Genomic DNA, 24,793 nt, shown 5'->3' with positions numbered 1-24,793 from the left:
GACAAGATGACAATATTCTGATAGAAAATTGTGCTTATTGAGTTAAAGTAATGGATTGATAATAGACAGTAGTTAGATTTCAGTGCGTTACGCAATAGATCAATATGATAAACATGGCTTTTTAAAAGCCCCAAAGCTACTTTGGTTAGGTTGGTTATTGTTAGCCAAAGCTTGGGTCGTTTTTGTCGTGGCAGGTGCCAGTCGAGAGAGTGGCAGTAAGATTCTTGCGATAGTCTATCCGGATCATACCATGCTATATCTCGGTTTAGCGATGGGCGTCCCCAGTATTTTACTGTTGTGGCTTTTCGGCCTGCGCAGCCCAGATAGGCACTGGGTAAACCACATAGTGGCGTGGGGAAAAACCATTACACTGGTCACCGCGTTAGCGCAACTCTCTCAATCTATCTATCACGTCTATTTGCTTCATGGTGCATTCAGTTGGACTAATGGCGTCGTGATGTTGCTCTTACTGTGGTTTATTCTTTATGTTGCCAATAGCCGCAGTGTGAAAGACAGTTTTGTTGCGCCCCCTACACAGTGATCAAAGTAGCGATGATCGGTGTCAATGCATGGTAAGTAAAACCCAATACACTGAGCCAAAAATAATAATAGTGAGGAGTAATCATGTCACAGTCTCAAAGCGCCATTCTTCCTGAATCGGGGCCCTTTGCTCAATATACCTTACTTAAGGTCAAGCAAAATCCGCAAGCAGTGCTAGAGCAATTGCAAGCATTGCCAACCTTGGTCGAAGATCTTAATGCCCAGCAACCTGGCGCGCAACTAACGTTATCACTCGCGTTCAGTAAAACCTTTTGGCAGCAGCTCAATCAACCAATCCCAGATGAGTTGATTGATTTTCCAGCGTTAGGTGAAGGGGACGTCGTGGCACCAAGTACAGAAGTTGATGTGTTAATTCACTGTCACTCTAATCGTCATGACCTCCATTTCTATTTACTGCGTAAGCTGTTTGAACACATCAGCGACAACGTTACGGTTGTAGATGAAACATATGGCTATCGTTATCTTGATTCTCGCGATATGACCGAGTTTGTCGATGGGACGGAAAACCCGAAAGCGGCGCAGCGTGAAGAAGTGGCGATCATTCCAGAAGGTGAGTTTGCTGGTGGCAGCTATGTCATGGTGCAACGCTTTATTCATAACCTACCAGCGTGGAATCGACTCAATGTATCGGCGCAAGAAAAAGTGATTGGCCGCACCAAACCGGATTCGGTTGAATTAGACGATGTGCCTGCTGCGTCCCACGTGGGCCGTGTCGACATTAAACAAGACGGTAAGGGGCTGAAAATCCTTCGCCACAGCTTACCGTATGGCAGCGTATCAGGTGATCACGGTCTGTTATTTATCGCTTACTGCAATCGACTGCACAATTTTAAAACCATGCTTGAGAGTATGTATGGTGCCACCGACAGTAAAACCGATCAGTTATTGCGCTTTACGCGAGCGGTGACGGGGGCGTATTTCTTTGCGCCGTCAAGTGAGATGCTGCGCGCTTTGCAAGTGAGTTAATCACGCGTGTCGTAAATGAACAAATAGCCAGCCGAGCCTAACCGCTCGGCTTTTTTGTTTTTCGACTAAAGAAATTCAGCTTGAGCCGATACAGAGAGTACCCCATGGAGGAAAGCATTTGTTATGGCCATTACTGTGAATACTAATGTTTCTGCAATGACTGCGCAGCGTCACTTGACCAATGCGACCGATTTGTTGAACCAATCTCTGGAGAGACTCTCTTCAGGGAATCGCATTAATAGTGCCAAAGATGATGCTGCCGGGTTACAAATATCTAATCGGCTTGAGTCGCAAATGAGTGGTCTAGATATTGCGATGAGAAATGCCAACGATGGTATTTCGATCATGCAGACCGCTGAAGGCGCGATGCATGAGAGCACAAATATCTTACAACGGATGCGTGATCTCTCGTTGCAATCGGCAAACGGCTCAAATAGTCGTGCTGAACGTGATGCCCTACAAGAAGAAATGACAGCTTTAAATGATGAATTGAACAGAATTGCTGAAACCACCTCTTTTGGTGGTCGAAAATTGCTCAATGGTTCATTTGCTTCCTCATCTTTTCAAATTGGGGCAAGTTCTGGCGAAGCGGTCCAAGTGGCGCTGAAAAACATGCGTTCAGACAGTGTAGCTATGGGTGGATTCAGTTATGTTGCGGCGGCTAAGACCGACAGCAATTGGCAAGTCACGCAGGGCAGTCATAAATTGGTGATGCAATACACCAATGCTCAGGGGCAGCAAGAGAGCATCAATATCACGGCCAAAATCGGCGACGATATTGAACAGTTGGCGACTTACATCAATGGCCAAACCGATAAAGTGTCGGCTTCGGTCAATGAAGAGGGACAGCTGCAACTGTTCATGGCTGGTGAGCAAACTTCGGGCACGATTTCGTTTTCAGGCAACCTTGCCAACCAGCTGAATCTCAGCCTATCAGGTTATGAAGCGGTTGATAACTTAGATATTTCTAAAGTTGGTGGGGCTCAGAGAGCGGTGTCGGTTATTGATACCGCGCTCAAGTATGTTGATAGTCATCGCGCAGAACTGGGGGCGATGCAAAATCGCTTTAATCATGCGATCAACAATTTGTCGAACGTTAATGAGAATTTGTCGGCATCGAATAGTCGGATTAAAGATACCGACTATGCCAAAGAGACCACGCAAATGGTCAAGCAGCAAATTCTTCAGCAAGTCAGTACTTCTATTCTTGCGCAGGCCAAGCAGCAACCTAACTTAGCTTTGACCTTATTGGGGTAATTCTCAAAAAAGAGAATGGTATCGACAGGAAAAAATAAATCTTTAGCGAAAAATACGCTTTTTTAAATGTTTTTCCTTGTTGGTCACGCTTTCTCTTCCAAACGAACTTTTTTTAAAAAATTCTCAAAAAATTACTCAAGGTTTCGCAAAGCGTGCCGTTAATAAATGTAACTTTTGAGAGAACTACTTTGGTTTTCCGAGACGTCGGAAACCGGAAATATCGGAAAATCAAACGGAGAAATCACCATGGCAGTTAATGTAAATACAAACGTAGCAGCAATGACAGCACAACGTTACCTAAACGGTGCGAACAACGCTCAACAAGCATCAATGGAGCGTTTGTCATCAGGCTTCAAGATCAACAGTGCAAAAGACGATGCAGCGGGTCTACAAATTTCGAACCGCTTAAACGTACAAAGCCGTGGTCTTGACGTTGCAGTACGTAACGCGAACGACGGTATCTCTATCGCGCAAACTGCTGAAGGCGCGATGAATGAGACAACCAATATTCTTCAACGTATGCGTGACCTATCGCTACAATCTGCAAACGGTTCAAACTCTAAGTCTGAGCGTGTTGCGATTCAAGAAGAAGTCACAGCGCTAAATGATGAGCTTAACCGTATCGCCGAAACCACATCATTTGGTGGTAACAAGCTACTTAACGGTACGTTCACAACCAAGTCTATGCAAATTGGTGCCGACAACGGTGAAGCAGTAATGCTGACCCTGAATGACATGCGCTCAGACAACGTTGGCATGGGTGGTACTAGCTACCAAGCAACAGAAGGTAAAGATAAAAACTGGACAGTTGCAACAGGTGCAAACGACCTTGCCATCACTTTGACTGACAAAAGCGGTCAAGAGCAAACCATTAATATCAATGCAAAACAAGGCGATGATATTGAAGAACTTGCCACATACATCAACGGTCAAACAGACATGGTTAAAGCGTCTGTAAACGAAGATGGTCAGCTACAAGTGTTTGCTGGTGCAAACAAAGTTGACGGCGCCGTTTCTTTTGCTGGTGGCTTAGCGGGCGAGCTAAACATGGGTGAAGGTAAAGCCGTAACCGTTGATGTGATTGACGTAACGTCGGTTGGTGGCGCGCAAGAATCGGTAGCGATTGTTGATGCAGCACTACAATATGTAGATAGCCACCGTGCAGAACTCGGTGCTTTCCAAAACCGCTTCAGCCACGCTATCAGCAACTTGGACAACATCAATGAGAACGTGAACGCTTCGAAGAGCCGTATCAAAGATACCGACTTCGCGAAAGAAACAACCGCGCTAACCAAAACGCAAATTCTTTCTCAAGCTTCAAGCTCAATTCTTGCTCAAGCGAAGCAGGCACCAAACTCGGCACTCAGCCTACTCGGTTAATTAACCGTCTATCGAAAAAAATCCAGCTTCGGCTGGATTTTTTTGTTTCTGCTAACTAATTGATCTTATTGTCTAAATATCCATCAAGTCAAAAAAAGCGCAAAAAAGAACTATTTTTTTCTAAAGGTATTTTCTACAGGGCCGTTAAAGGATTGAGAGAAATGAGATGTGTTGAAGTGAGGTGAGAGACGCTGATACACATCGCCCTAATGCCTAAGGAGATCAAATATGGCAATTAACGTAAACACAAACGTGTCTGCGATGACTGCTCAGCGTTACCTTAACGGTGCGACTGATGGCATGCAGAAATCGATGGAGCGTCTATCCTCGGGGTACAAGATCAACAGTGCCCGAGATGACGCAGCTGGCCTTCAAATCTCAAATCGCTTGAACTCACAAAGCCGTGGTTTAGACATGGCGGTAAAAAATGCCAATGATGGTATTTCTATCGCTCAAACCGCTGAGGGTGCGATGAATGAGACCACCAACATTCTGCAACGTATGCGTGATTTGGCGTTGCAATCTTCTAACGGCTCTAACTCTCGTTCTGAACGTATTGCTATCCAAGAGGAAGTGACTGCGTTAAATGACGAGCTCAACCGTATTGCTGAAACCACATCGTTTGGTGGTAACAAACTACTTAACGGTACCTTCGGCAGCCAATCTTTCCAAATTGGTGCCAGTTCGGGTGAAGCGGTTCAGCTTTCAATGGGAAGTATGCGTTCTGACACCATGGATATGGGTGGTAAAGCGTATGTTGCTCAAGAAAGTAAAGCGGCTGATTGGGTGGTATCAGAAGGGACAACCGACTTAACTCTCAACTATACTGATGTTAATGGTGATGCTAAGGAGCTAACGATCAACGCTAAAGCTGGCGATGATATGGAGCAACTTGCCACTTACATTAACGGTCAAAGTGAGGACGTGAAAGCGTCTGTGGGTGAGGAAGGTAAATTGCAACTGTTTGCATCTACAAACAAGGTTGCAACAGACGTCACTATTGGTGGTGGATTAGGTGGTGAAATCGGTTTCGGCGCTGCGCAAGACAGAACCGTGGCGGATGTCGACGTTACTTCGGTTGCGGGCTCTCAGTTGGCAGTCTCTGTCATTGATGGTGCGCTGAAATCGGTGGATAGTCAGCGCGCAGAACTGGGTGCTTTCCAAAACCGTTTTGGCCATGCAATCAGTAACCTAGACAACATTAACGAAAATGTTAATGCGTCCCGTAGCCGGATTGTTGATACGGACTATGCCAAAGAAACGACGGCGATGACTAAGTCGCAGATTCTTCAGCAAGCGAGTACCTCTGTCCTAGCGCAAGCTAAGCAGTCTCCGTCGGCAGCTCTTAGCTTATTAGGTTAATCGATAGGTTCGATTGGAGCTTATTGGTACAACGTTATGTTGTGACCTGCTAAGGTGGAAGGGAGATCGTTATGGAAATACCATCCTACACATCGAACATCCAGCCTTATGGCTCAGAAAGTGGCACTAAACTTGCTTCAAAGTACGATGGTGTACAGCAAGTTTCCTCACCCAAGGAGCAAGTCTCTACCGCTGAGATAAGTGAGAAAACGAGTCAGTCGATAGAAAAAGCGATAGAAGCCTCGCAAGAGCGTGAAAAGCTAAATCGAGCTGAGCGTGAAAGGATTGTTCAACAGATGAATGATTTCATCTCGTCGATCAATAAAGGCTTGTCATTTCGTGTTGACGAAGAATCGGGCAGAGATGTTGTGACGATATACGAAGCGGATACTGGCGATATAATTCGTCAGATACCCGATGAGGAAATGTTGGAGATTTTACGGCGTTTAAGGGAGCAAACCGCTCGCTATTCGTCTGGTCTTGTAAACCAAATGGTGTAATCGTACTTGGAGTAGTTAGATGAGTTTTGGGCCTATAGGCATGAATTCTGGCATGGATATCAATTCTATGGTCAGCAAAATTGTTGATGCGGAGCGTGTTCCTAAACAGCAACGCATTGAGAATGAGCGGGCCGAGATTGATTCTAGTATCAGTGCCTATGGTCGACTCAGAGAGTCGCTGGATACGATGAAAAACTTGATGGCGAGCTTTCGTCAAGAGAAAGCATTCGCCGCAAGAACCGTGGATTCTACGGATGAAACGGTTGTATCCGCGACGGCAACCACTGAAGCTATCGCTGGTCGATATGCTATCGATGTGTTGCAGCTTGCCCAAAGCCACAAAATTGCGTCGGATGTTCTTCCGCAAGACGCAAAATTTGGCCCGGGCAAGCTGCAGATTTCGCTGGGTGATAAAAACTTTTCCATCAACTTGCAGCAAGACTCGAAACTGGTTGATATCGTTCGAGGTATCAACAACAGTAAATCCAATCCGGGAGTTCGCGCCGCCGTTATTAACGACGTCGAGGGTCCGCGTTTGATCGTTGCTTCCAATGTATCTGGAGGAGACAACGATATCTCGATGCGCGTCGAGGCGCAGCCAGGCGACTCGCTCAAAAAACTCGAATACAAAACCCTTGAGCAACGAGTGAAAGATCTCGAACGCGCCCGTGCGGCCGCTCAAGAGTTGATTTCTCCGCTAAACCCGGCAGAAAAGAAAGTTGCCGATAAAATCGCGCAAACAATCATCGATGCGGCAAAAGTTGTCGATCAAGAGATTGCCGAAACCTCAAAACAGGCGGCGATTAATGCCGATCCTAACGCCGTTAAAGAGGCGACGCCTGGTAATGAACTGTCTAATGCAGCGACAGCGGCAGCCGCTAATGCGGGAATACAAGCCAATAAATACCTCAAGCCTGAAGAACGTATTCCGGGTTGGAGTGAGACGGCGTCGGGGACCTTACTCGACTCATACTGGGAACCAGACCCTGAGCTCGATAACAAAGCTTTGGAAAAATCATCTGATGTGCCTGGCTGGAGCAATACCGCTTCGGGAACGCTGACCGATTCTTACGTAACACCTAAAGAAGCCCAAGCTAAGTTGGAGGCTGCAAAAGCCAACCTTGAACAGCAAGTCGCGGACGAAAAAGCGCGTTTGGCTCAGCGAGTTGAAGCGGGTGAGCTTACGCCTGAACAGGCCAAGCAAATGGAGCGGGCTAAATTACCGCAAAAAGAACGTGAATATTTAGAGCGCATCGATCAAGCTCAGCGCGATCTCGATGCTGCTCAACTGTCGTTTGATACCTATCATGGTATGACCGAAGTTCAGTCAGCACAAGATGCCAAAGTGCTGCTCGATGGGGTCGCCCAGTTATCGAGTAGCAATAATATTATTGAAGATGCTATTGATGGCGTCGACTTGACCCTCAAAGGCCGTTCTCAGCCGGGTAAAGCCCCATCAGAAATTGATATCGAATATGACCGTCAGGGTGTGCGAGAAGACATCGAACAGTTCGTTGCAGCCTATAATCAGTTTTATCGAGTGACAAAAGAGCTCTCGAGTGTCGATCCAACCACAGGGATGGCGGGGCCGCTCTCGGGCGATAGCATTGTTCGCAGTGCAGATTCTCGCTTAAAATCGGTATTTTCTTCTCGCGTAGAGCCTGCACCTGAAGACTTAAAGTCATTAACTGAGTTTGGAGTCACCACAACTCGACAAGGCGACTTAGAAATCAACTATGACATGCTCGATAAGCAGCTCAACAATAACTTCAACAAGTTAGCTGATTTTTTTGGGGGCAACCAAGGTTTTGCTAAAAAGGTTGAAGATGCAATCCAAGGTCTTACTGGGGTAACGGGTTCGATCCGTAACCGTGAACGGAGCATGATTGAGCGTAATTATCGACTTCAAGATGATCAGGCGGCACTGGATCGCCGCATGGAGAGCTTAGAAAATCGAACTCACGCCAAATTTACGGCGATGCAAGATGCCACCAGTAAAATGCAGTCTCAGTTGGCAGGGATGATGAATGCCCTTTGATAACCAATTTACGCGTGATTTAGCCTTTCTTGGTGATCTAGATCACAAAATAAGTCAGGCTATCGTCGGCGAAGAACTAAGTGTTGAAGATATTGCACAACTTGTCGATACAAGGGAACAGATATTGCAAAGTTTACTTAGTGCAATTGAAGTTCAACCAGAGCTTAAAACATCACAACAGTGGCAAGATGCGGTAAAACGAACCGTCAATGTTGTGCAATTAATGCAAGATAAAACTGCTGAGTTTGGCCAAGCACTACAAAAATACCGTCGTGGTAAGCGCTCGGTTCAGCAGTATCAGAAGTTTTTATAAATAAAGAGGTTTGTTATGCGTGGTTCACTTCAGGCTTACAAGAAGGTATCGGTTGATAGCCAGCTCAGTGCGGCCTCCCCGCATAAAATTGTTCAAATGTTAATGGCCGGTGCTATTGAACGTTTGATTCAAGGTAAAGCGGCGATGATGGCGGGAAATATTCCTGTCAAAGGTGAACGTTTTGGCAAAGCACTAGATATTATAATCAGCTTGCGTAGCTGTCTTTCAATGGATGATGGTGGAGATATCGCACAAAATCTCGATCAATTGTATGAATTTATGATCACTCAGATCACAGAAGCCAATCATCAAAATAACCCTCAACCGATTGATGATGTGATCGAGATCATCCGAGAAATTAAATCCGCGTGGGATCAGATTCCAAATGAATACCACAATTTGACTGCGGAAGATGTAGGTTTATAACCAATCGCCAATAAAGTGATTGATTAATAAGCAATATACTAAGTGTGAGCCAAATTGCTTTGGGCTAACATCACATCAAGTAATTGCTTGGTTGCCATATTTTTTTTATCAAATAGAATAGAAGCCACTAACTAGCCTAGTGGCTTTTTTTGTTGCTGAAATTTCTACATTGTCTAGCGAGCTATCTGAACTATAGTTATCAATATCAATCGTTAGAAACATAATCCAGCCACAACGTTTCATAATAAAGGCAAACATTCTCACCTATGCAAGGTTTAGCAAAACTACTCGTGATTGATGATGATGCGCAGGCGCGGACCAGTCTCAGTAATATTTTAGAATTTGTTGGAGAACAGTGTGAGGCGATATCTTCGCATCAGCTTGACGATCTAGATTGGTCTCAGGTGTGGGCTGGCTGTATTCTGGGTTCTTTGGACAGCAATCAATTTTCTGCTGAGCTGAGTAGCAAATTATCCCAAGCTAACCATATTCCGCTATTAATCGCTGGCAAGCATTCATACCCTGTTGATGAGTTAACTAACTATGTTGGTGAGCTCGAATACCCTCTTAACTATCCGCAGTTGAGTGAGGCTCTACGTCACTGCAAAGATTTTTTGGGACGTAAAGGGGTCAACGTTGCTGCGTCGTCACGTAAAAACACCCTGTTTAGAAGTTTAGTTGGCCAGAGCATGGGCATTAAAGATGTCCGTCATTTAATTGAGCAAGTCTCTGGCACAGAAGCCAATGTATTGATTTTGGGCGAGTCAGGTACTGGTAAAGAGGTCGTTGCACGTAATATCCATTATCATTCGGCGCGCCGTAATGGTCCTTTTGTGCCGATCAACTGTGGGGCTATTCCGCCGGATCTGTTGGAAAGTGAACTGTTTGGTCATGAGAAAGGCGCCTTTACCGGAGCGATAACCTCACGCAAAGGTCGTTTTGAATTGGCTGAAGGTGGCACACTTTTCTTGGACGAAATTGGTGACATGCCAATGCCGATGCAAGTTAAGCTTCTGCGCGTGTTGCAAGAGCGCAGTTTTGAGCGGGTGGGTGGCAATACCACGATTCGCGTCAATGTGCGCGTGATCGCGGCAACTCACCGTGATTTAGAATCGATGATTGAGGATCAATCCTTCCGTGAAGACCTTTACTACCGTCTGAACGTGTTTCCGATTGAAATGCCAGCGCTGCGCGATCGTAAAGATGACATCCCATTGCTACTGCAGGAATTAATGACGCGTATGGAGGCGGAAGGGGCACTGCCGATCTGCTTTACTCCACGTTCGATTAATTCGTTAATGGAACATGAATGGCATGGTAACGTGCGCGAGTTGGCTAACTTAGTCGAGCGTATGATCATTCTTTATCCTAATAGTCTGGTGGATGTGAATCATTTACCGACCAAATATCGTTACAGTGATATTCCTGAGTTCCAACCAGAATATAATCACCGTGGCTCAGTCGAAGAGCAAGAACGCGATGCTCTGCAGGATATTTTCTCAGAAGACTTCAGTATCGAGTCCAATGATATTTTCCAGCAGCATGACAATGCGCCGCAAAGTTTGCCACCGGAAGGGGTCAACTTGAAAGAGATGCTCGCTGATTTGGAAGTCAATATGATCAACCAAGCCTTAGACGCTCAAGGTGGCGTGGTTGCAAGAGCTGCAGATATGCTTGGTATGCGTCGTACCACGCTGGTAGAGAAGATGCGAAAGTACAATTTGCAACGATAAAGTGCTCAAATATTGACTGTCAATTTTTCGACTTATTGTTAAGTTTTTGAAAAATATAATAAATAGCCTGGCGTGCTTTTTGCATTACAGGCTATTGTAGTTTTTAAGGCAGAAATACGTCATGCATTCAACACCACCGATAGATAGCCCAAATCCGCTCGGCACACTTGAACAACAAGTCGTTCGTTATCAACAAGTGCTCGATGTGATGCCAGCAGGAGTAATACTGCTTGATACTCAAGGTATGGTGCAAGAAGCCAACCCAGAAGCGCGGCGTTTACTTGAAGTGCCACTGGTCGGTGAAAAGTGGTTTGAGGTGATTCAACAAGCGTTTTCACCACGTGAAGATGACGGCCACGAAATATCGCTGCGCAATGGTCGTAAAGTTCGTTTGGCGATTTCTGCGTCAGCAACGGGTCAGCTAATTTTGATTACAGACCTAACCGAAACGCGCTTATTGCAATCACGTATCAGTGACTTGCAACGTTTATCTTCATTGGGACGGATGGTGGCCTCGTTGGCGCATCAGGTCAGAACCCCGCTCTCTAGCGCGATGCTATATGCCTCGAACCTTGGTGCGCCGAACTTACCTCCTGCGACTAAGGACCGTTTTCAGACTAAGCTGATGGATCGTCTGCACGATCTAGAAAAGCAGGTCAATGATATGTTGTTGTTTGCCAAAGGTGGCGACAATAAAGTCGTTAAACCATTCACCGTCGAAGAGTTAATGGCAGAGTTCTCACCGATGATTGAAACGGCGGTAAAAACCAACCAAATTGATTACCATCTCGAAGTTGAGCAGCAACAGACTCAGTTATTAGGCAACGCCAATGCGATAGCATCAGCCCTGAGCAACCTCGCGTTAAATGCGATTCAAATTGCAGGTAAAGGGTCACAATTGGATATTTTCTGTCGTGCGGTTAATGGAGAATTAAAAATATCGGTGCAAGACAGTGGGCCAGGCGTTCCAGTTGAACTGCAAAACAAGATTATGGAACCTTTTTTCACTACACGTTCGCAAGGTACTGGGCTAGGACTGGCCGTGGTACAGATGGTATGTCGCGCGCATGACGGAAGGTTAGAACTTATTTCACCGCAGGGGGAAGGGGCGTGCTTTACGATGTGTATTCCGCTTGAACGTCGCCCTGATGTTGACCAAGAACCAATGACTGGAGAATGACAATGGCTCAAAGCAAGGTCCTGATAGTAGAAGATGATGAAGGTCTACGCGAGGCTCTCGTCGATACGTTAGCGTTGGCAGGCTACGAGTGGCTCGAAGCAGATAGCGCAGAAGACGCTTTGGTCAAGCTTAAGTCAAACAGTGTCGATATTGTGGTATCTGATGTGCAAATGGCCGGTATGGGCGGTTTAGCCTTACTGCGTAACATTAAACAGCACTGGCCAAATCTTCCGGTATTGCTAATGACCGCGTACGCCAATATTGAAGATGCGGTATCGGCGATGAAAGACGGGGCGATTGATTACATGGCTAAGCCTTTTGCGCCTGAAGTCTTGCTCAATATGGTCAGCCGTTATGCTCCGGTTAAGTCGGACGATAATGGCGACGCTGTGGTCGCTGATGAAAAGAGTATTAAGCTACTTGCCTTGGCAGAGAAAGTTGCCAAAACCGACGCCAGTGTCATGGTGCTTGGGCCGAGTGGTTCAGGTAAAGAGGTGATGTCTCGCTATATTCACAATGCGTCTAATCGTAAAGATGGACCATTTGTCGCAATTAACTGCGCGGCGATTCCTGACAACATGTTAGAAGCGACCTTGTTTGGTTATGAAAAAGGAGCCTTTACCGGAGCGGTACAAGGGTGCCCAGGCAAGTTTGAACAGGCGCAAGGCGGAACTATTTTGCTTGATGAAATCAGTGAGATGGATTTGAATCTACAAGCTAAACTCCTGCGCGTACTGCAAGAGCGCGAAGTGGAACGTCTTGGCAGTCGCAAGAGTATTAAACTAGATGTTCGCGTACTCGCGACCAGTAACCGTGACCTAAAACAGTACGTCAATCAAGGTAACTTCCGCGAAGATTTATATTATCGCCTTAATGTATTTCCAATAGCTTGGCCTGCACTTTGCGAGCGCCAAGGCGACATTGAACCACTGGCGAATCACCTAGTTGAACGCCATTGTCAAAAACTGGGAATGCCAGTACCAAGCGTGTCGGCTCAGGCCGTGAATAAACTTTTGTCTTACTCGTGGCCAGGTAATGTCCGTGAGCTTGATAACGTTATACAACGCGCGTTAATTTTAAGTGAAAATGACAATATTGGTGGCGAGCATATTCTGCTCGAGGGTCTAGATTGGCAAGATGCTTCAAGTTTACAAGTTGCGGTTGAAAGCAGTGATAGCATGGTGGCTCCAGACATTAAGCCAGTTGCTGAAATGACGAAAAATTTGACGTCGAGCGTCGGTTTGGGTGGCGAGCTTAGAGATCAAGAGTTTGCGATTATTCTTGAAACGTTGGAAGAGTGTCACGGCCGACGCAAAGAGATGGCGGAAAAATTGGGCATAAGCCCGCGTACTTTGCGCTACAAGTTAGCAAAAATGCGTGATGCCGGGATTGATATTCCCAACTAACGTGTTATTTTCCTGTAACGAGCGACGTGGCACAAGGATTGCAGCGTCATAAGTCCAGCACATGTTTATGTCAAAGAGTTGACAACCGAGGTTTTGATGAGAGTTGATGGTTTTCAAGGCGAAATGCAAGCGATGATGTTCGAAGCTACGGGAACCAAGCCTGGAGCAACCGGTCAAGCTGTTGGCGCAGATTTTGGCCAGCTACTCAACAGCGCTATTAACAACGTTAATAGTCTCTCTAAAACATCGAGTAATATGCAGATGCGCTTTGATCGCGGTGATGCCGATGTCTCTCTTTCTGATGTAATGATCGCCCGAAACAAATCCAGCGTCGCTTTTGAAGCAACAATTCAAGTACGTAACAAGTTAGTTGAAGCGTATAAAGAATTGATGAATATGCCGGTTTAAGTAGTTAGGTACAGTCTGTGGCAGAGCAAAATCAATCAACGGATCTGGCAATTGCAGATGGCGGCGCAGACAGCGCAATGCTAACTGCAACCGATCTCGATACCAGTTCGCAAAATCCTGATTTGGATGAGAAGAGCAGTTCAAAATTTGATATGGCAGTCGGTGACCTCGATTTGCTGCGTCAGGTGGTGTTAGTCCTGTCCATTTCTATCTGTGTTGCCTTGATTGTCATGTTGTTCTTCTGGGTTAAAGAGCCAGAAATGCGTCCGTTAGGCGCGTATGAAACTGAAGAGCTAATCCCTGTCCTAGATTACCTCGATCAGCAAAAACTCGATTATAAACTTGATGGTAATACCATCCTTGTTCCAGCCAATGAATACAACAGCTTAAAGCTCAATATGGTCCGTGCTGGCCTTAATCAAGAGAAGCAAGCAGGCGATGAAATCTTATTGCAAGACATGGGCTTTGGTGTTTCTCAGCGTCTTGAGCAAGAGCGCTTAAAACTCAGCCGTGAGCGTCAGTTATCTAAAGCCATCGAAGAGATGAAGCAAGTACGTAAAGCACGTGTGTTGTTGGCATTGCCAAAACAGAGCGTGTTTGTTCGCCATAACCAAGAAGCGTCAGCATCGGTTTTCTTGACTCTAAAAACGGGTGCCAATCTTAAACAAGAAGAGGTCGATTCGGTCGTTGACATGGTCGCCAGCGCCGTGCCAGGCATGAAGCCAAACCGTATTACGGTAACGGACCAGCATGGTCGCCTGTTGAGCTCTGGCTCTCAAGACGCAGCTTCTACAGCGCGCCGCAAAGAACACGAGCTTGAACGTAAGCAAGAACAAGCACTGCGTGAAAAAATTGACTCTGTCCTGATCCCTATTTTGGGCTTTGGTAATTACACAGCCCAAGTCGATATCGAACTCGATTTCAGCGCTATTGAGCAAACACGCAAAAGTTTTGACCCTAACACCCCAGCGACTCGCAGTGAATATACGCTCGAAGATTACAACAATGGCAACGTTGTTGCTGGCGTCCCCGGCGCGTTAAGTAATCAGCCTCCAGCGGATGCCTCAATTCCACAAGATGTGGCGCAGATGAAAGACGGCAGTCTATTGGGCCAAGGTTCTGTGCACAAAGAAGCAACACGAAACTTTGAAATTGATACCACCATCAGTCATGAACGTCGACAAACCGGTATTGTGAATCGTCAGACGGTGGCAGTGGCGGTGAAAAATCGTGCGATAGTTAATCCAGAGACGGGTGAAACCAGCTACGAGCCAATTTCTGATGCTGAGCTAAACTCTATTAAACAGATGTTGATCGGCACGGTTGGTTTTAGCGAAGCGCGTGGTGATTTACTCAATGTACTAAGTATGCAGTTTGCTACTCCAGAAATGGAAGTCGTTGCAGACGTCCCTATTTGGGAACATCCGAACTTCAACGATTGGATTCGTTGGTTTGCCAGTGCGTTGGTTATCATTGTCGTGATTGTGGTATTGGTCCGTCCAGCCATGAAGAAACTGCTCAACCCTGCATCGGATGATGAAGATCAGTTGTATGGCCCAGATGGCCTGCCAATCGGTGCTGATGGTGAAACAAGCCTAATTGGTGGCGATTTAGATGGTGGTGAGTTATTTGAGTTTGGCTCAAGTATTGACTTGCCTAACTTACATAAAGACGAAGATGTGTTGAAAGCGGTTCGTGCACTGGTGGCTAACGAACCTGAGCTGGCAGCACAAGTTGTGAAGAATTGGATGCAGGATGCCTAACGAAATAGTGCCTCAAGGAGAGGGCGGTGAGGTAGTAGATAACACCGTGGATATATCAACCATTCCGGGTGAAGAGCGCGCGGCTATTCTTCTTCTTAGTTTAAATGAAGAAGATGCTGCAGGCATTATTCGTCATCTCGAACCTAAACAAGTTCAACGAGTGGGTAGCGCCATGGCGCGTGCTACCGACTTAAGTCAAGATAAAGTCGGTGCAGTACATCGAGCCTTCTTAGAAGACATTCAGAAGTACACCAATATTGGTATGGGCAGTGAAGACTTTATGCGCAACGCCTTGGTTGCGGCTCTGGGTGAAGACAAAGCAAGTAATCTTGTTGATCAAATCCTATTGGGAACGGGCTCTAAAGGCCTCGACTCGCTCAAATGGATGGATCCTCGTCAGGTTGCCAGCATTATTATCAACGAGCACCCCCAGATTCAAACCATCGTACTTTCATACCTTGAGCCTGACCAATCGGCAGAGATTTTATCTCAGTTTGCTGAGCGTGATCGCCTTGACTTGATGATGCGTATTGCGAACCTAGAAGAAGTTCAACCTTCTGCATTAGCAGAGCTGAATGAAATCATGGAGAAACAGTTCGCGGGTCAAGCGGGGGCGCAAGCGGCCAAGATTGGTGGCCTGAAAGCGGCGGCCGAAATCATGAACTACATGGACAACAACGTCGAAGGTATCTTGATGGAGCAAATTCGCGATCAAGACGAAGACATGGCGACACAGATCCAAGATCTTATGTTCGTGTTCGAGAACCTTATCGAAGTCGACGATCAAGGCATTCAAAAACTGCTACGCGATGTTCCACAAGACGCATTGCAACGTGCCTTGAAAGGGGCCGACGATGCATTGCGTGACAAGATCTTCAAGAACATGTCCAAACGTGCTGCTGAAATGATGCGTGATGACCTTGAGGCGATGCCGCCGATTAAGGTTTCTGACGTAGAAGCTGCACAAAAAGAAGTCTTGGCAATTGCAAGGCGCATGGCTGACTCTGGTGAGTTGATGCTGGCTGGCGGCGCTGACGAATTCCTATAAGTCAATTAAGTAAAGGTGTCTATGTCTGGGGAAAGAAAACGCGGTTTTTTGCGTCTTGACGATGATGAACTGGTCGAAAAACCAGAGCGTTGGGGGATGCCTGATTACACGGCAGAGAGCCACAAGCAAGCAAAAGAAACGGCGCTGAACTACGACCCAAGTTGGATTCCTGTTGCGGAACCCGTTAAAGAAGAAGCGCCTAAAGAACTGACTAAAGAAGAAATCGAACTGATCAAGCAGCAAGCGCATCAGGAAGGTTTGCATCAAGGTCAGGAAGCGGGCTTCAAGCAAGGCTACGAAAAAGGCAAACAACAAGGCCTAGAAGAAGGTCATGCCGAGGGGCTTGAAACGGGCAAAGTCGAAGGCGTGGCCGCTGGACAAGAGTTTATCCAGCAGCAAGTACAAACCTTTGTCAATTTAGCCAATCAATTTGCCCAACCACTTGAGTTGATGAATGCTCAGGTCGAGAAACAACTCGTCGACATGGTACTGACTTTGGTCAAAGAGGTGGTACATGTCGAAGTTCAAACCAACCCTCAAGTCATCCTTGATACCATCAAACAATCGGTTGAATCGCTGCCTATTTCAGGCCATGCCATCACTTTGAAGCTTCATCCTGATGATGTTGAGATCATTCGCTCTTCCTATGGTGAAGAACAGCTGGATTTTCGTAACTGGACCTTGATGAGTGAACCGGCATTAAACCGTGGTGATGTTCAGATTGAAGCTGGTGAGTCGAGCGTCAACTACCGCATGGAAGATCGCATTCGTAGTGTTATTCAGAGCTTTTGTGGGGTGAATCGTCACCAAGGTGGTGAATAGTGCTTGCTTTAGCACAACGCCTCACGCAGTACAAAACCCAAGGGTTGACCTGCCGTCCCGTTGCATCTGGCAAATTAGTCCGGGTTGTTGGTTTGACGCTTGAAGCGACAGGATGTCGAGCGCCAATCGGTAGCTTATGCAGTGTGGAAACCATGCAAGGCGAAATGGAAGCCGAAGTGGTCGGTTTCTCTGGTGACAATCTCTACCTAATGCCAAGTGAACAGATCACGGGTGTCTTACCGGGCGCCAAAGTCACCCCATTGACCAGTGAAACGGGTTTAGCGGTCGGGATGGAGTTATTGGGCCGTGTGATTGATGGGGTTGGTAACCCACTTGATGGACTTGGTACTATTTATACCGACCAGCGCGCTCCGTTTAACGCAGAGCCGATTAACCCACTTGCCCGAAAACCGATCTCTGAGCCACTTGATGTTGGCATCAAAGCGATCAATGGTCTGCTTACGGTGGGCAAAGGCCAGCGTATTGGTCTATTTGCGGGCTCTGGTGTCGGTAAATCGGTCACCTTAGGGATGATGACGCGAGGCACAACGGCTCAAGTTGTTGTTGTCGGGCTGATCGGTGAGCGTGGCCGCGAAGTCAAAGAATTTATTGAAGAGATCTTAGGTGTCGATGGCCGTCAACGCTCGGTTGTGGTTGCGGCGCCTGCTGACTCCTCGCCGTTAATGCGCTTAAAAGGGTGTCAAACCGCCCTGACCGTCGCGGAGTATTTTCGCGACCAAGGGCTTGATGTACTGCTGTTAATGGACTCTTTAACTCGTTTTGCTCAAGCGCAACGTGAGATTGCCCTGTCGGTCGGTGAGCCTCCCGCAACCAAAGGTTATCCACCTTCAGTGTTTGCAAAGCTGCCTGCATTGGTAGAGCGTGCAGGGAATGGCAGCTCTGAACAAGGTTCAATTACGGCTTTCTTTACTGTCTTGACCGAAGGTGATGATCTGCAAGATCCGATAGCCGATGCATCACGCGCGATTCTTGATGGACATGTGGTGTTGTCGCGCGAAATGGCCGATGCTGGTCACTACCCTGCGATTGACGTCGAAAAATCGGTCAGCCGTGTCATGCCGCAAATTACGTCAGATGAACATATGTTGATGTCTAAAGCGGTTCGTCAGGTATTGTCGATTTGCCGTAAGAATCAAGATTTAGTCTCAATCGGGGCTTATAAGCCCGGAACCGATGCTGCGATTGATGGTGCTTTTACCCTCAAACCTAAGTTAGACACTTACTTGCAACAGAGTATGAAAGAGACCGTGCCTTACGATATGTGCGTCAACATGCTGCGTAACTTATTGCAAGGGGAGTAACCTGCGATGGAAAATGCATTAGAGTTTCTATTAGAACAAGCGAAAGAGCGCGAAAACCAAGCCGCTTTAGCGCTCGGCCAAGCTCGTAGTGAGCTTGAAGGATATTACCAGCAGCTCGAACAAATCGAAAAATATCGGCTTGATTATTGTCATCAGTTGGTAGACCGTGGTCAAAAAGGGTTAAATGCCAGTCAATACGCCCATTTAAATCGCTTCTTGACCACGCTCGACGAAACGCTGTCTAAGCAAAAACAAGCCGAGTCACACTTCAAAGATCAGGTGACTAATTGCGAGCAAAACTGGTTTGAGAGTCGCAAAAATCGCCGTTCTTACGAATGGTTGATTGAAAAGAAACACAATGAAAAGCAACGCGTACAGCATCAGCGCGAGCAAAAGCAGATGGACGAATTTTCCACACTGCAATTCAATCGTCGTCGTTTCAATTAATTTCATCTCGCATCGTTTGTGTTGCGCGCCTCACTTGCATTTTGGCTCACTTCTGGTGGCCTTTAGCTACTTCTTACAGTCTTTGGCTTATTTCTTGCAGCTTATTTCTTACAAAGCGTTATTTGCAGTCATTGGATTGTATGTAACAGAAACGACATAGCACGCAATAGAAATCAACAGCGTTGGTTATTAGCCGCGTCTCCGCCATCTATCGCCTAACAGTGCGTATTACAGTGAGTGAAGCTCGTATGAATATTAACTTGTCATCGGTATCTGACAGCCAAAAAGTGACCCAGTCCAACCCCGAGGGTGGTGAAGCGGCGACGGAAGCTTCTGAGTCAGGTGGTTTTTTTGCCAAGCTTACGGCGCTAATCAAAGGCGAAACGGGTAAGGAAGTCAGTGGTGAGAAAGCCACGTCCGTCACGTCTGACGTCGATATTGAAGTGACCGGAGAAGGCGAAGTCGAGCCCGAAGCAGCTAAGCAAGCCAGTGGTAACCAATCAACTGATAGCTTACTTGAAGAGAGCGAGGCCGAAGCGCTCGAAAGCAATGAGGCTAAAGCTGTTAGCAAAGGTGGTGAATCGTCACCCGCGCCTGATGCATCGAAAATTGTTTCTGACAGTGATCAAGTATTGCAGCGCTTAGATGAATCGAATAAAGCGTTACCACTAAAAGACGGCAAAGAGTTGCCACAACAACCGAGAGTGCTTGCAGAAGATAGTGTCAAGTCGGTTTCGAGTGAGCAATTAACAGATGATAAGCCAGTAGTCAGTGAGAGTACTCAGACTAGCACAACCCTTTCGGACACTAAGCTTGGCGCGGGAGCAGAGCAAAAGTTGACGCCTAAAGAAGCTGAAGCGTTAATGGTTAATCGTCAACAGAACGTGAGCGAGACACCAACCGCTGAAAGCGACCAGCCAGTGATTCCACCATCGGCGCAGCGTTTTATTCAGCAAAGTCAAAGTGAGAGTGAGTCTTCAGCGTCGCAACCGCTGACGGAACAAGCGATCGTTGCCGCCGCTGCCATCAAACACAATCAGAGTGAAAACCAAGCCATTGACGCGCAGTCGCAAAAATTAGCCGCCGCTTCAGCGCAGCAACATAGCGCAGTGGATGAGCCCAAAATGGTTGTCACTCAAGGCGAACATGCCATTATTGAGGAGCAGCTTGGTGAAGAGGCCGCCGCCGTGGCACTGACTGCGGCAGCGACAGCTAGCCTTGCCACTGGAGGCGCTACAACGTCAACGGTTGCAACTCAGGCTGGTGAAGAGGCTGCTGAAGCCGTGTTGGCGCCAGTCACAGCGACCATTGGCAGCATTAAGATCGAAGGCCAAGAGCTGGCTGATGCCTCCCCAGATGTTACCTCAGCCACAGTGTCTGCGGCGATACCATGGGGGGCTTCTGAGCAGGTCATCACTGATGAAGGTAAAGTCAAACTTGAACACCAACCAAAATCGCAACAAGCGGCAGTAGCGCAATCAGTCCATCAGGCGTTGGTTAATCAGCAGTCGCAAGCGCAAATGGTTCAACAAGCTCAGCAAGCATCAAATACTCAAGTTACTTCAATGTCTAATGAATTGGCCGCGAGCCAGTTACAACAACTCGCTGCAGCAACCACGACACCAATAAACCAAGACCAAGCGTTATTAAAAGCGGCGTTGGGTGCTAAGGCGGTAGGCACGCTCGGTAAATTAGCCTCAGGGAGCAAAGAGGGAGCGCAGCCAGGCAGTGAAAATAGCAGTAGTGGTTTTGCTCAACAACTCTCTCAGGCCGCAGGCCAGCAAGGGATGAACTCACTGACTCAAGCACGTGCAGAGCAAGCGGCGCAAGCTCCGCTACAACTCAGTCGAGATCTCGCGGGTGAGCAGATGGCAGAGCGTGTACAAATGATGATGTCGAAGAACTTAAAGAACATTGATATCCGCCTTGATCCGCCAGAGTTAGGTCGAATGCAGATTCGAATGAGCATGAATGGTGATGGCGCAACGGTACACTTTACCGTGGCGAATCAGCAAGCCCGAGACGTGATTGAACAATCAATGCCAAGATTGCGCGAAATGCTTGCTCAGCAAGGTGTACAATTAGGGGACAGTTCGGTTCAGCAACAAGCCTCAGGTCAGCAACAAAAGCGCTATGCTGACAGTGGGCAGGGGAATTCTGCTCAAGGAGGCAGCGGTCGTGGCTTCCAAGGTGAAGAAAACCTTGAACCAGACATCAATCTTGATTTGAATGTCGCGGCAAAGCGTGATGGAATTAGTTATTACGCTTAAACTATAAAAATGAACAAATAGAGAACGTTAAGCTATGGCAGTTGAAGAAATCGAAACAGAAGAAGCCCCCAAGGGAAAAAGCAAATTACTGATCATCATTATTGCGGTGGTGGTGTTGCTCGTCGGTGGTGGTGGCGCTGCCTTTTTCTTGCTCGGGTCGGATGACGCGTCGCAAGGCGCCCAAACCGCGTCACAACAATCGGCGACACCGATCGATCCTGTGGCGTATGTAAATATTCCGCAGCCGTTTCTGTTTAACGTTGCTGGCGATAATAAAGATCGCTTAGTCCAGATTAAAGTGCAGCTCATGGTGCGAGGCAGTGAAAATGAAAACTTGGCCCGTTACCACTCGCCATTGATTGAAAGTTCGTTACTGAGCACGTTTGCTTCGGCTAGTGTTGATCAGTTAAGAACCGCCAATGGTCGTGTTGAATTGCGTGACAAGGCGACAGACGACATAAAATCCAGCTTGAATCGTGCCGTTGGTCAACCAGTGATCGAACGTGTTTTGTTTACTGATTTTGTAATGCAATAGGTGACCTGTGACTGATCTACTAAGCCAAGACGAAATCGATGCGCTTTTGCATGGTGTCGATGATGTCGATGAGGTAGAAGATGATGATGTTGGCACGGACACCAGTGCCGTTGAGTTTGACTTCTCGTCCCAAGACCGCATTGTCCGTGGTCGGATGCCAACGCTCGAGCTTATCAACGAGCGTTTCGCACGTCATTTACGCATCAGCTTATTCAATATGCTGCGAAAAACCGCCGAAGTATCGATTAACGGCGTACAGATGATGAAGTTTGGTGAGTACCAAAATACGCTCTACGTACCAACCAGTTTGAATATGGTGCGCTTTCGACCGTTAAAAGGAACCGCCCTTGTCACGATGGAGGCGCGTTTGGTCTTTATCTTGGTGGAAAACTTCTTTGGTGGTGATGGTCGGTTCCACGCCCGTATCGAGGGGCGTGAATTTACCCCAACGGAACGTCGAATCGTACAGTTGCTACTAAAAATTGTATTTGAAGATTATAAAGAAGCTTGGTCTCCGGTGATGGGGGTTGAGTTTGAATACTTAGACTCTGAAGTCAACCCGAGTATGGCCAACATTGTTAGCCCGACAGAGGTTATTGTTGTCAGCTCATTCCACATCGAAGTCGATGGGGGAGGTGGCGACTTTCACGTGGTGATGCCTTATTCGATGGTTGAACCAATTCGTGAACTGTTGGATGCCGGTGTTCAATCAGACAAGATGGAAACCGACGTTCGTTGGAGTTCGGCGCTACGTGAGGAAATCATGGATGTGCCAGTTAACTTCCGCGTCGATTTACTTGAACAAGATATTTCGTTACGTGATTTGATGGAATTGCGCCCGGGAGACATTATTCCGATTAATATGCCAGAGCATGCGGTAATGTTTGTCGAAGAGCTGCCGACCTACCGAGTGAAAATGGGTCGTTCGGGAGAAAAGCTCGCAGTGCAAGTTTCTGAAAAGATTAAGCGTCCCGATGTCGTTAAAACCGATATTGCTTTCCTCGGTAAAGACGTCATTTCTGACCTCGAAGACGATGAAGGTGATATGGATGAATAAAACAAAAATAGGTAACTGGTATGGAACCGAGTGACGACCAAAAATTAGCGGATGAATGGGCTGCGGCTCTTGGCGAAGACCCATCAGCGCCAGAGATTGATGTTGATGAAGTGATGTCGGCGCAACTTGATGAATTAAAAGACACTGGATCGCCAATTACTGATGATGAGCGTCGTAAACTTGATACGATTTTGGATATCCCGGTCACCATTTCGATGGAAGTGGGTCGTTCGCAAATTAGTATCCGTAACTTACTACAACTTAACCAAGGTTCAGTGGTCGAGCTTGAGCGTTTAGCGGGTGAGTCGCTTGACGTGTTGGTCAATGGAACCTTGATTGCTCACGGTGAAGTGGTGGTGGTCAACGATAAGTTTGGTATTCGTCTTACTGATGTGATCAGTCAAACTGAGCGGATTAAGAAACTCAGATAAAGTAAGGTTTTGTATGACTTTAAAAGTTAGGAAGTACTTACCTTTAGCGCTTTTCCTACTTTCACCAACCGCAATGGCTACCTCGACAGGTAGCCAGTTAGACTGGGCGACCACTTTTGGGTCGCTCTTGTTCGTTATTGCCTTTATTTTGTTTTTGGCTTGGTTACTTAAGCGGATGCGCGTGCCAGCTTTGATCAACCAGAAAGGGCTACATGTTGTTCGTCAAATGCCCGTTGGGCATCGAGAAAGAATCATGATTGTCCAGGCGGGAGAAGAGCAGTTCTTAGTTGGTGTCACTGCCCAGTCGATTCAACTGATTTCAAAGCTGGAAAAACCACTGTCTCAGGAGGAGCTGGCTGCCAGTCCGTTTTCAAGTCAACTGACTCAGCTGTTAAAGAAGAATGATAAAAACCACTAATTTTGTAACGCTGTTGCTAGCGTTAGCCTTCGCTCTGTTTGCAACCATGTCATCGGCGCAGCAAGAGCTAGAGACGCCAGTTCCGGCAAATATTGCTCCGGCTGATTCGGTAACGGTGGCGGCGATGGAGCGTGATCAGGGCGCATCAAGAACCACGTCGAGCAGCGTTGTTGCTGGCAGTGGATCGGGTATTCCTGCGTTTACCATGACAACCAATCCAGACGGCACCGAAGATTACTCGATTAATCTGCAGATCTTAGCGCTCATGACCATGCTCGGCTTTTTGCCTGCCATGGTCATTTTGATGACGTCATTTACGCGTATTGTGGTGGTGATGTCGATATTGCGCCAAGCGATGGGTTTACAACAGACGCCATCTAATCAGGTCATTATCGGTATCGCCATTTTCTTAACCTTTTTCATCATGTCGCCGGTCCTGAACAAAATCAACGATGACGCAATCCAGCCTTACATCAACGAGCAAATAAGCGCTAGGCAGGCCTTTGATGTTGCTCAAGTACCAATGAAAGACTTTATGCTCAAGCAGACTCGAGTCAAAGACCTCGAAACCTTTGTCAATATTTCTGGCTCAACCGCAACCGCACCAGAAGATGTCTCAATGGCGGTATTAATTCCTGCTTTTATCACCTCTGAGCTAAAAACGGCTTTCCAGATTGGCTTTATGTTGTTCTTACCGTTTTTGATTATCGATTTGGTGGTTGCCTCGGTTCTGATGGCGATGGGTATGATGATGTTGTCGCCGATGATCGTTTCTCTGCCTTTTAAACTAATGTTGTTTGTTCTGGTTGATGGTTGGAACTTAATCTTGTCGACCTTAGCCGGCAGCTTTGCCTTGTGACGGGAGAAAATCTATGACTCCTGAGATGTTTGTCGAGCTGTTTCGTGAAGCACTGTGGATGGTGCTTATCATGGTCTGCGCGATTATTATTCCCAGTTTAATGATCGGTCTAGTGGTGGCGATTTTCCAAGCCGCTACCTCGATCAACGAACAAACGCTAAGTTTCTTGCCACGTTTAATTGTCACCTTACTGGCGTTAATGATGTTTGGTCACTGGATGACACAAATGTTGATGGAATTTTTCTTTAGCATGGTCGAACGCTTACCTCAGGTTCTCTATTAGGTCTTATT

25 protein-coding genes are annotated in these 24,793 nt (G+C 46.9%); all 25 read left to right on the top strand.

Annotated features, from left to right (window positions below):
* Window positions 1-82: 82 nt before the first annotated feature.
* The 25 genes from BS19_RS17570 (at window position 83) to fliQ (ending at window position 24,785) form a co-directional block, all read left to right on the top strand.
* Entirely contained in the window at window positions 83-541 is a 459-nt protein-coding gene (locus BS19_RS17570) for a DUF2919 domain-containing protein (RefSeq protein WP_038177109.1), read from the top strand.
* Between the two features lie 83 nt (window positions 542-624).
* Entirely contained in the window at window positions 625-1,527 is a 903-nt protein-coding gene (locus BS19_RS17565) for a Dyp-type peroxidase (protein WP_038177107.1), read from the top strand.
* A gap of 123 nt (window positions 1,528-1,650) precedes the next feature.
* Window positions 1,651-2,784, top strand: a complete 1,134-nt coding sequence (locus BS19_RS17560; RefSeq protein WP_038177106.1) for a flagellin — start codon at window positions 1,651-1,653, stop codon at window positions 2,782-2,784.
* 246 nt (window positions 2,785-3,030) lie between these two features.
* Window positions 3,031-4,164, top strand: a complete 1,134-nt coding sequence (locus BS19_RS17555; protein WP_038177105.1) for a flagellin — start codon at window positions 3,031-3,033, stop codon at window positions 4,162-4,164.
* 228 nt (window positions 4,165-4,392) lie between these two features.
* Window positions 4,393-5,526 (top strand): flagellin, encoded by a 1,134-nt coding sequence (locus BS19_RS17550; RefSeq protein WP_038177104.1) that lies wholly within the window; start codon window positions 4,393-4,395, stop codon window positions 5,524-5,526.
* A 71-nt stretch (window positions 5,527-5,597) separates the two neighbouring features.
* Window positions 5,598-6,026, top strand: coding sequence for a flagellar protein FlaG (gene flaG, locus BS19_RS17545; protein ID WP_038177103.1), 429 nt, complete (start codon window positions 5,598-5,600; stop codon window positions 6,024-6,026).
* Between the two features lie 19 nt (window positions 6,027-6,045).
* Window positions 6,046-8,064, top strand: coding sequence for a flagellar filament capping protein FliD (fliD, locus tag BS19_RS17540; RefSeq protein WP_038177102.1), 2,019 nt, complete (start codon window positions 6,046-6,048; stop codon window positions 8,062-8,064).
* Window positions 8,054-8,377 (top strand): flagellar protein FliT, encoded by a 324-nt coding sequence (locus BS19_RS17535; protein ID WP_038177101.1) that lies wholly within the window; start codon window positions 8,054-8,056, stop codon window positions 8,375-8,377. The genes fliD and BS19_RS17535 overlap by 11 nt, the downstream gene beginning before the upstream one ends.
* A 15-nt stretch (window positions 8,378-8,392) precedes the next feature.
* Complete coding sequence (gene fliS, locus BS19_RS17530) at window positions 8,393-8,803, top strand: flagellar export chaperone FliS (protein WP_038177100.1); 411 nt, start codon at window positions 8,393-8,395, stop codon at window positions 8,801-8,803.
* Between the two features lie 266 nt (window positions 8,804-9,069).
* Entirely contained in the window at window positions 9,070-10,536 is a 1,467-nt protein-coding gene (locus BS19_RS17525) for a sigma-54 dependent transcriptional regulator (RefSeq protein ID WP_038177099.1), read from the top strand.
* Window positions 10,537-10,657: 121 nt separating this feature from the next.
* Entirely contained in the window at window positions 10,658-11,716 is a 1,059-nt protein-coding gene (locus tag BS19_RS17520; protein WP_038177098.1) for a sensor histidine kinase, read from the top strand.
* Window positions 11,717-11,718: 2 nt separating this feature from the next.
* Window positions 11,719-13,122, top strand: a complete 1,404-nt coding sequence (locus BS19_RS17515) for a sigma-54-dependent transcriptional regulator (RefSeq protein ID WP_038177097.1) — start codon at window positions 11,719-11,721, stop codon at window positions 13,120-13,122.
* Window positions 13,123-13,218: 96 nt separating this feature from the next.
* On the top strand, window positions 13,219-13,530 hold the full coding sequence (gene fliE, locus BS19_RS17510) for a flagellar hook-basal body complex protein FliE (protein ID WP_038177095.1): 312 nt from the start codon (window positions 13,219-13,221) through the stop codon (window positions 13,528-13,530).
* A gap of 17 nt (window positions 13,531-13,547) precedes the next feature.
* Complete coding sequence (gene fliF / locus BS19_RS17505; RefSeq protein ID WP_038177091.1) at window positions 13,548-15,293, top strand: flagellar basal-body MS-ring/collar protein FliF; 1,746 nt, start codon at window positions 13,548-13,550, stop codon at window positions 15,291-15,293.
* Window positions 15,286-16,341 (top strand): flagellar motor switch protein FliG, encoded by a 1,056-nt coding sequence (gene fliG, locus BS19_RS17500; protein ID WP_038177089.1) that lies wholly within the window; start codon window positions 15,286-15,288, stop codon window positions 16,339-16,341. Before fliF ends, fliG begins: the two co-directional genes overlap by 8 nt.
* Window positions 16,342-16,362: 21 nt before the next feature.
* Window positions 16,363-17,163 (top strand): flagellar assembly protein FliH, encoded by an 801-nt coding sequence (fliH, locus tag BS19_RS17495; RefSeq protein WP_038177086.1) that lies wholly within the window; start codon window positions 16,363-16,365, stop codon window positions 17,161-17,163.
* Window positions 17,163-18,485, top strand: coding sequence for a flagellar protein export ATPase FliI (gene fliI, locus BS19_RS17490; protein WP_038177084.1), 1,323 nt, complete (start codon window positions 17,163-17,165; stop codon window positions 18,483-18,485). Before fliH ends, fliI begins: the two co-directional genes overlap by 1 nt.
* Before the next feature lie 6 nt (window positions 18,486-18,491).
* Window positions 18,492-18,932, top strand: coding sequence for a flagellar export protein FliJ (fliJ, locus tag BS19_RS17485; RefSeq protein WP_038177082.1), 441 nt, complete (start codon window positions 18,492-18,494; stop codon window positions 18,930-18,932).
* 248 nt (window positions 18,933-19,180) lie between these two features.
* Window positions 19,181-21,202 (top strand): flagellar hook-length control protein FliK, encoded by a 2,022-nt coding sequence (locus BS19_RS17480; protein WP_038177081.1) that lies wholly within the window; start codon window positions 19,181-19,183, stop codon window positions 21,200-21,202.
* Window positions 21,203-21,236: 34 nt separating this feature from the next.
* Window positions 21,237-21,737, top strand: a complete 501-nt coding sequence (gene fliL / locus BS19_RS17475; protein ID WP_038177079.1) for a flagellar basal body-associated protein FliL — start codon at window positions 21,237-21,239, stop codon at window positions 21,735-21,737.
* Between the two features lie 7 nt (window positions 21,738-21,744).
* On the top strand, window positions 21,745-22,794 hold the full coding sequence (gene fliM / locus BS19_RS17470) for a flagellar motor switch protein FliM (protein WP_038177078.1): 1,050 nt from the start codon (window positions 21,745-21,747) through the stop codon (window positions 22,792-22,794).
* Window positions 22,795-22,814: 20 nt separating this feature from the next.
* Complete coding sequence (fliN, locus tag BS19_RS17465; RefSeq protein WP_038177077.1) at window positions 22,815-23,225, top strand: flagellar motor switch protein FliN; 411 nt, start codon at window positions 22,815-22,817, stop codon at window positions 23,223-23,225.
* A 13-nt stretch (window positions 23,226-23,238) separates the two neighbouring features.
* Window positions 23,239-23,643: a flagellar biosynthetic protein FliO gene (gene fliO / locus BS19_RS17460; protein ID WP_038177076.1), complete on the top strand. Its 405-nt coding sequence runs from the start codon at window positions 23,239-23,241 to the stop codon at window positions 23,641-23,643.
* Window positions 23,627-24,502 carry a flagellar type III secretion system pore protein FliP gene (fliP, locus tag BS19_RS17455; RefSeq protein ID WP_038177075.1) on the top strand — a complete coding sequence of 292 codons (876 nt, stop codon included), beginning with the start codon at window positions 23,627-23,629 and terminating at the stop codon, window positions 24,500-24,502. Before fliO ends, fliP begins: the two co-directional genes overlap by 17 nt.
* A 13-nt stretch (window positions 24,503-24,515) precedes the next feature.
* A complete protein-coding gene (gene fliQ, locus BS19_RS17450; RefSeq protein WP_038177074.1) occupies window positions 24,516-24,785 on the top strand; it encodes a flagellar biosynthesis protein FliQ in 270 nt (89 codons plus the stop codon).
* Window positions 24,786-24,793 lie beyond the last annotated feature (8 nt).

This window comes from Vibrio pacinii DSM 19139 (assembly GCF_000711795.1).
GTDB lineage: Bacteria > Pseudomonadota > Gammaproteobacteria > Enterobacterales > Vibrionaceae > Vibrio > Vibrio pacinii.
This window is presented reverse-complemented; position numbering and strand designations above follow the sequence as displayed.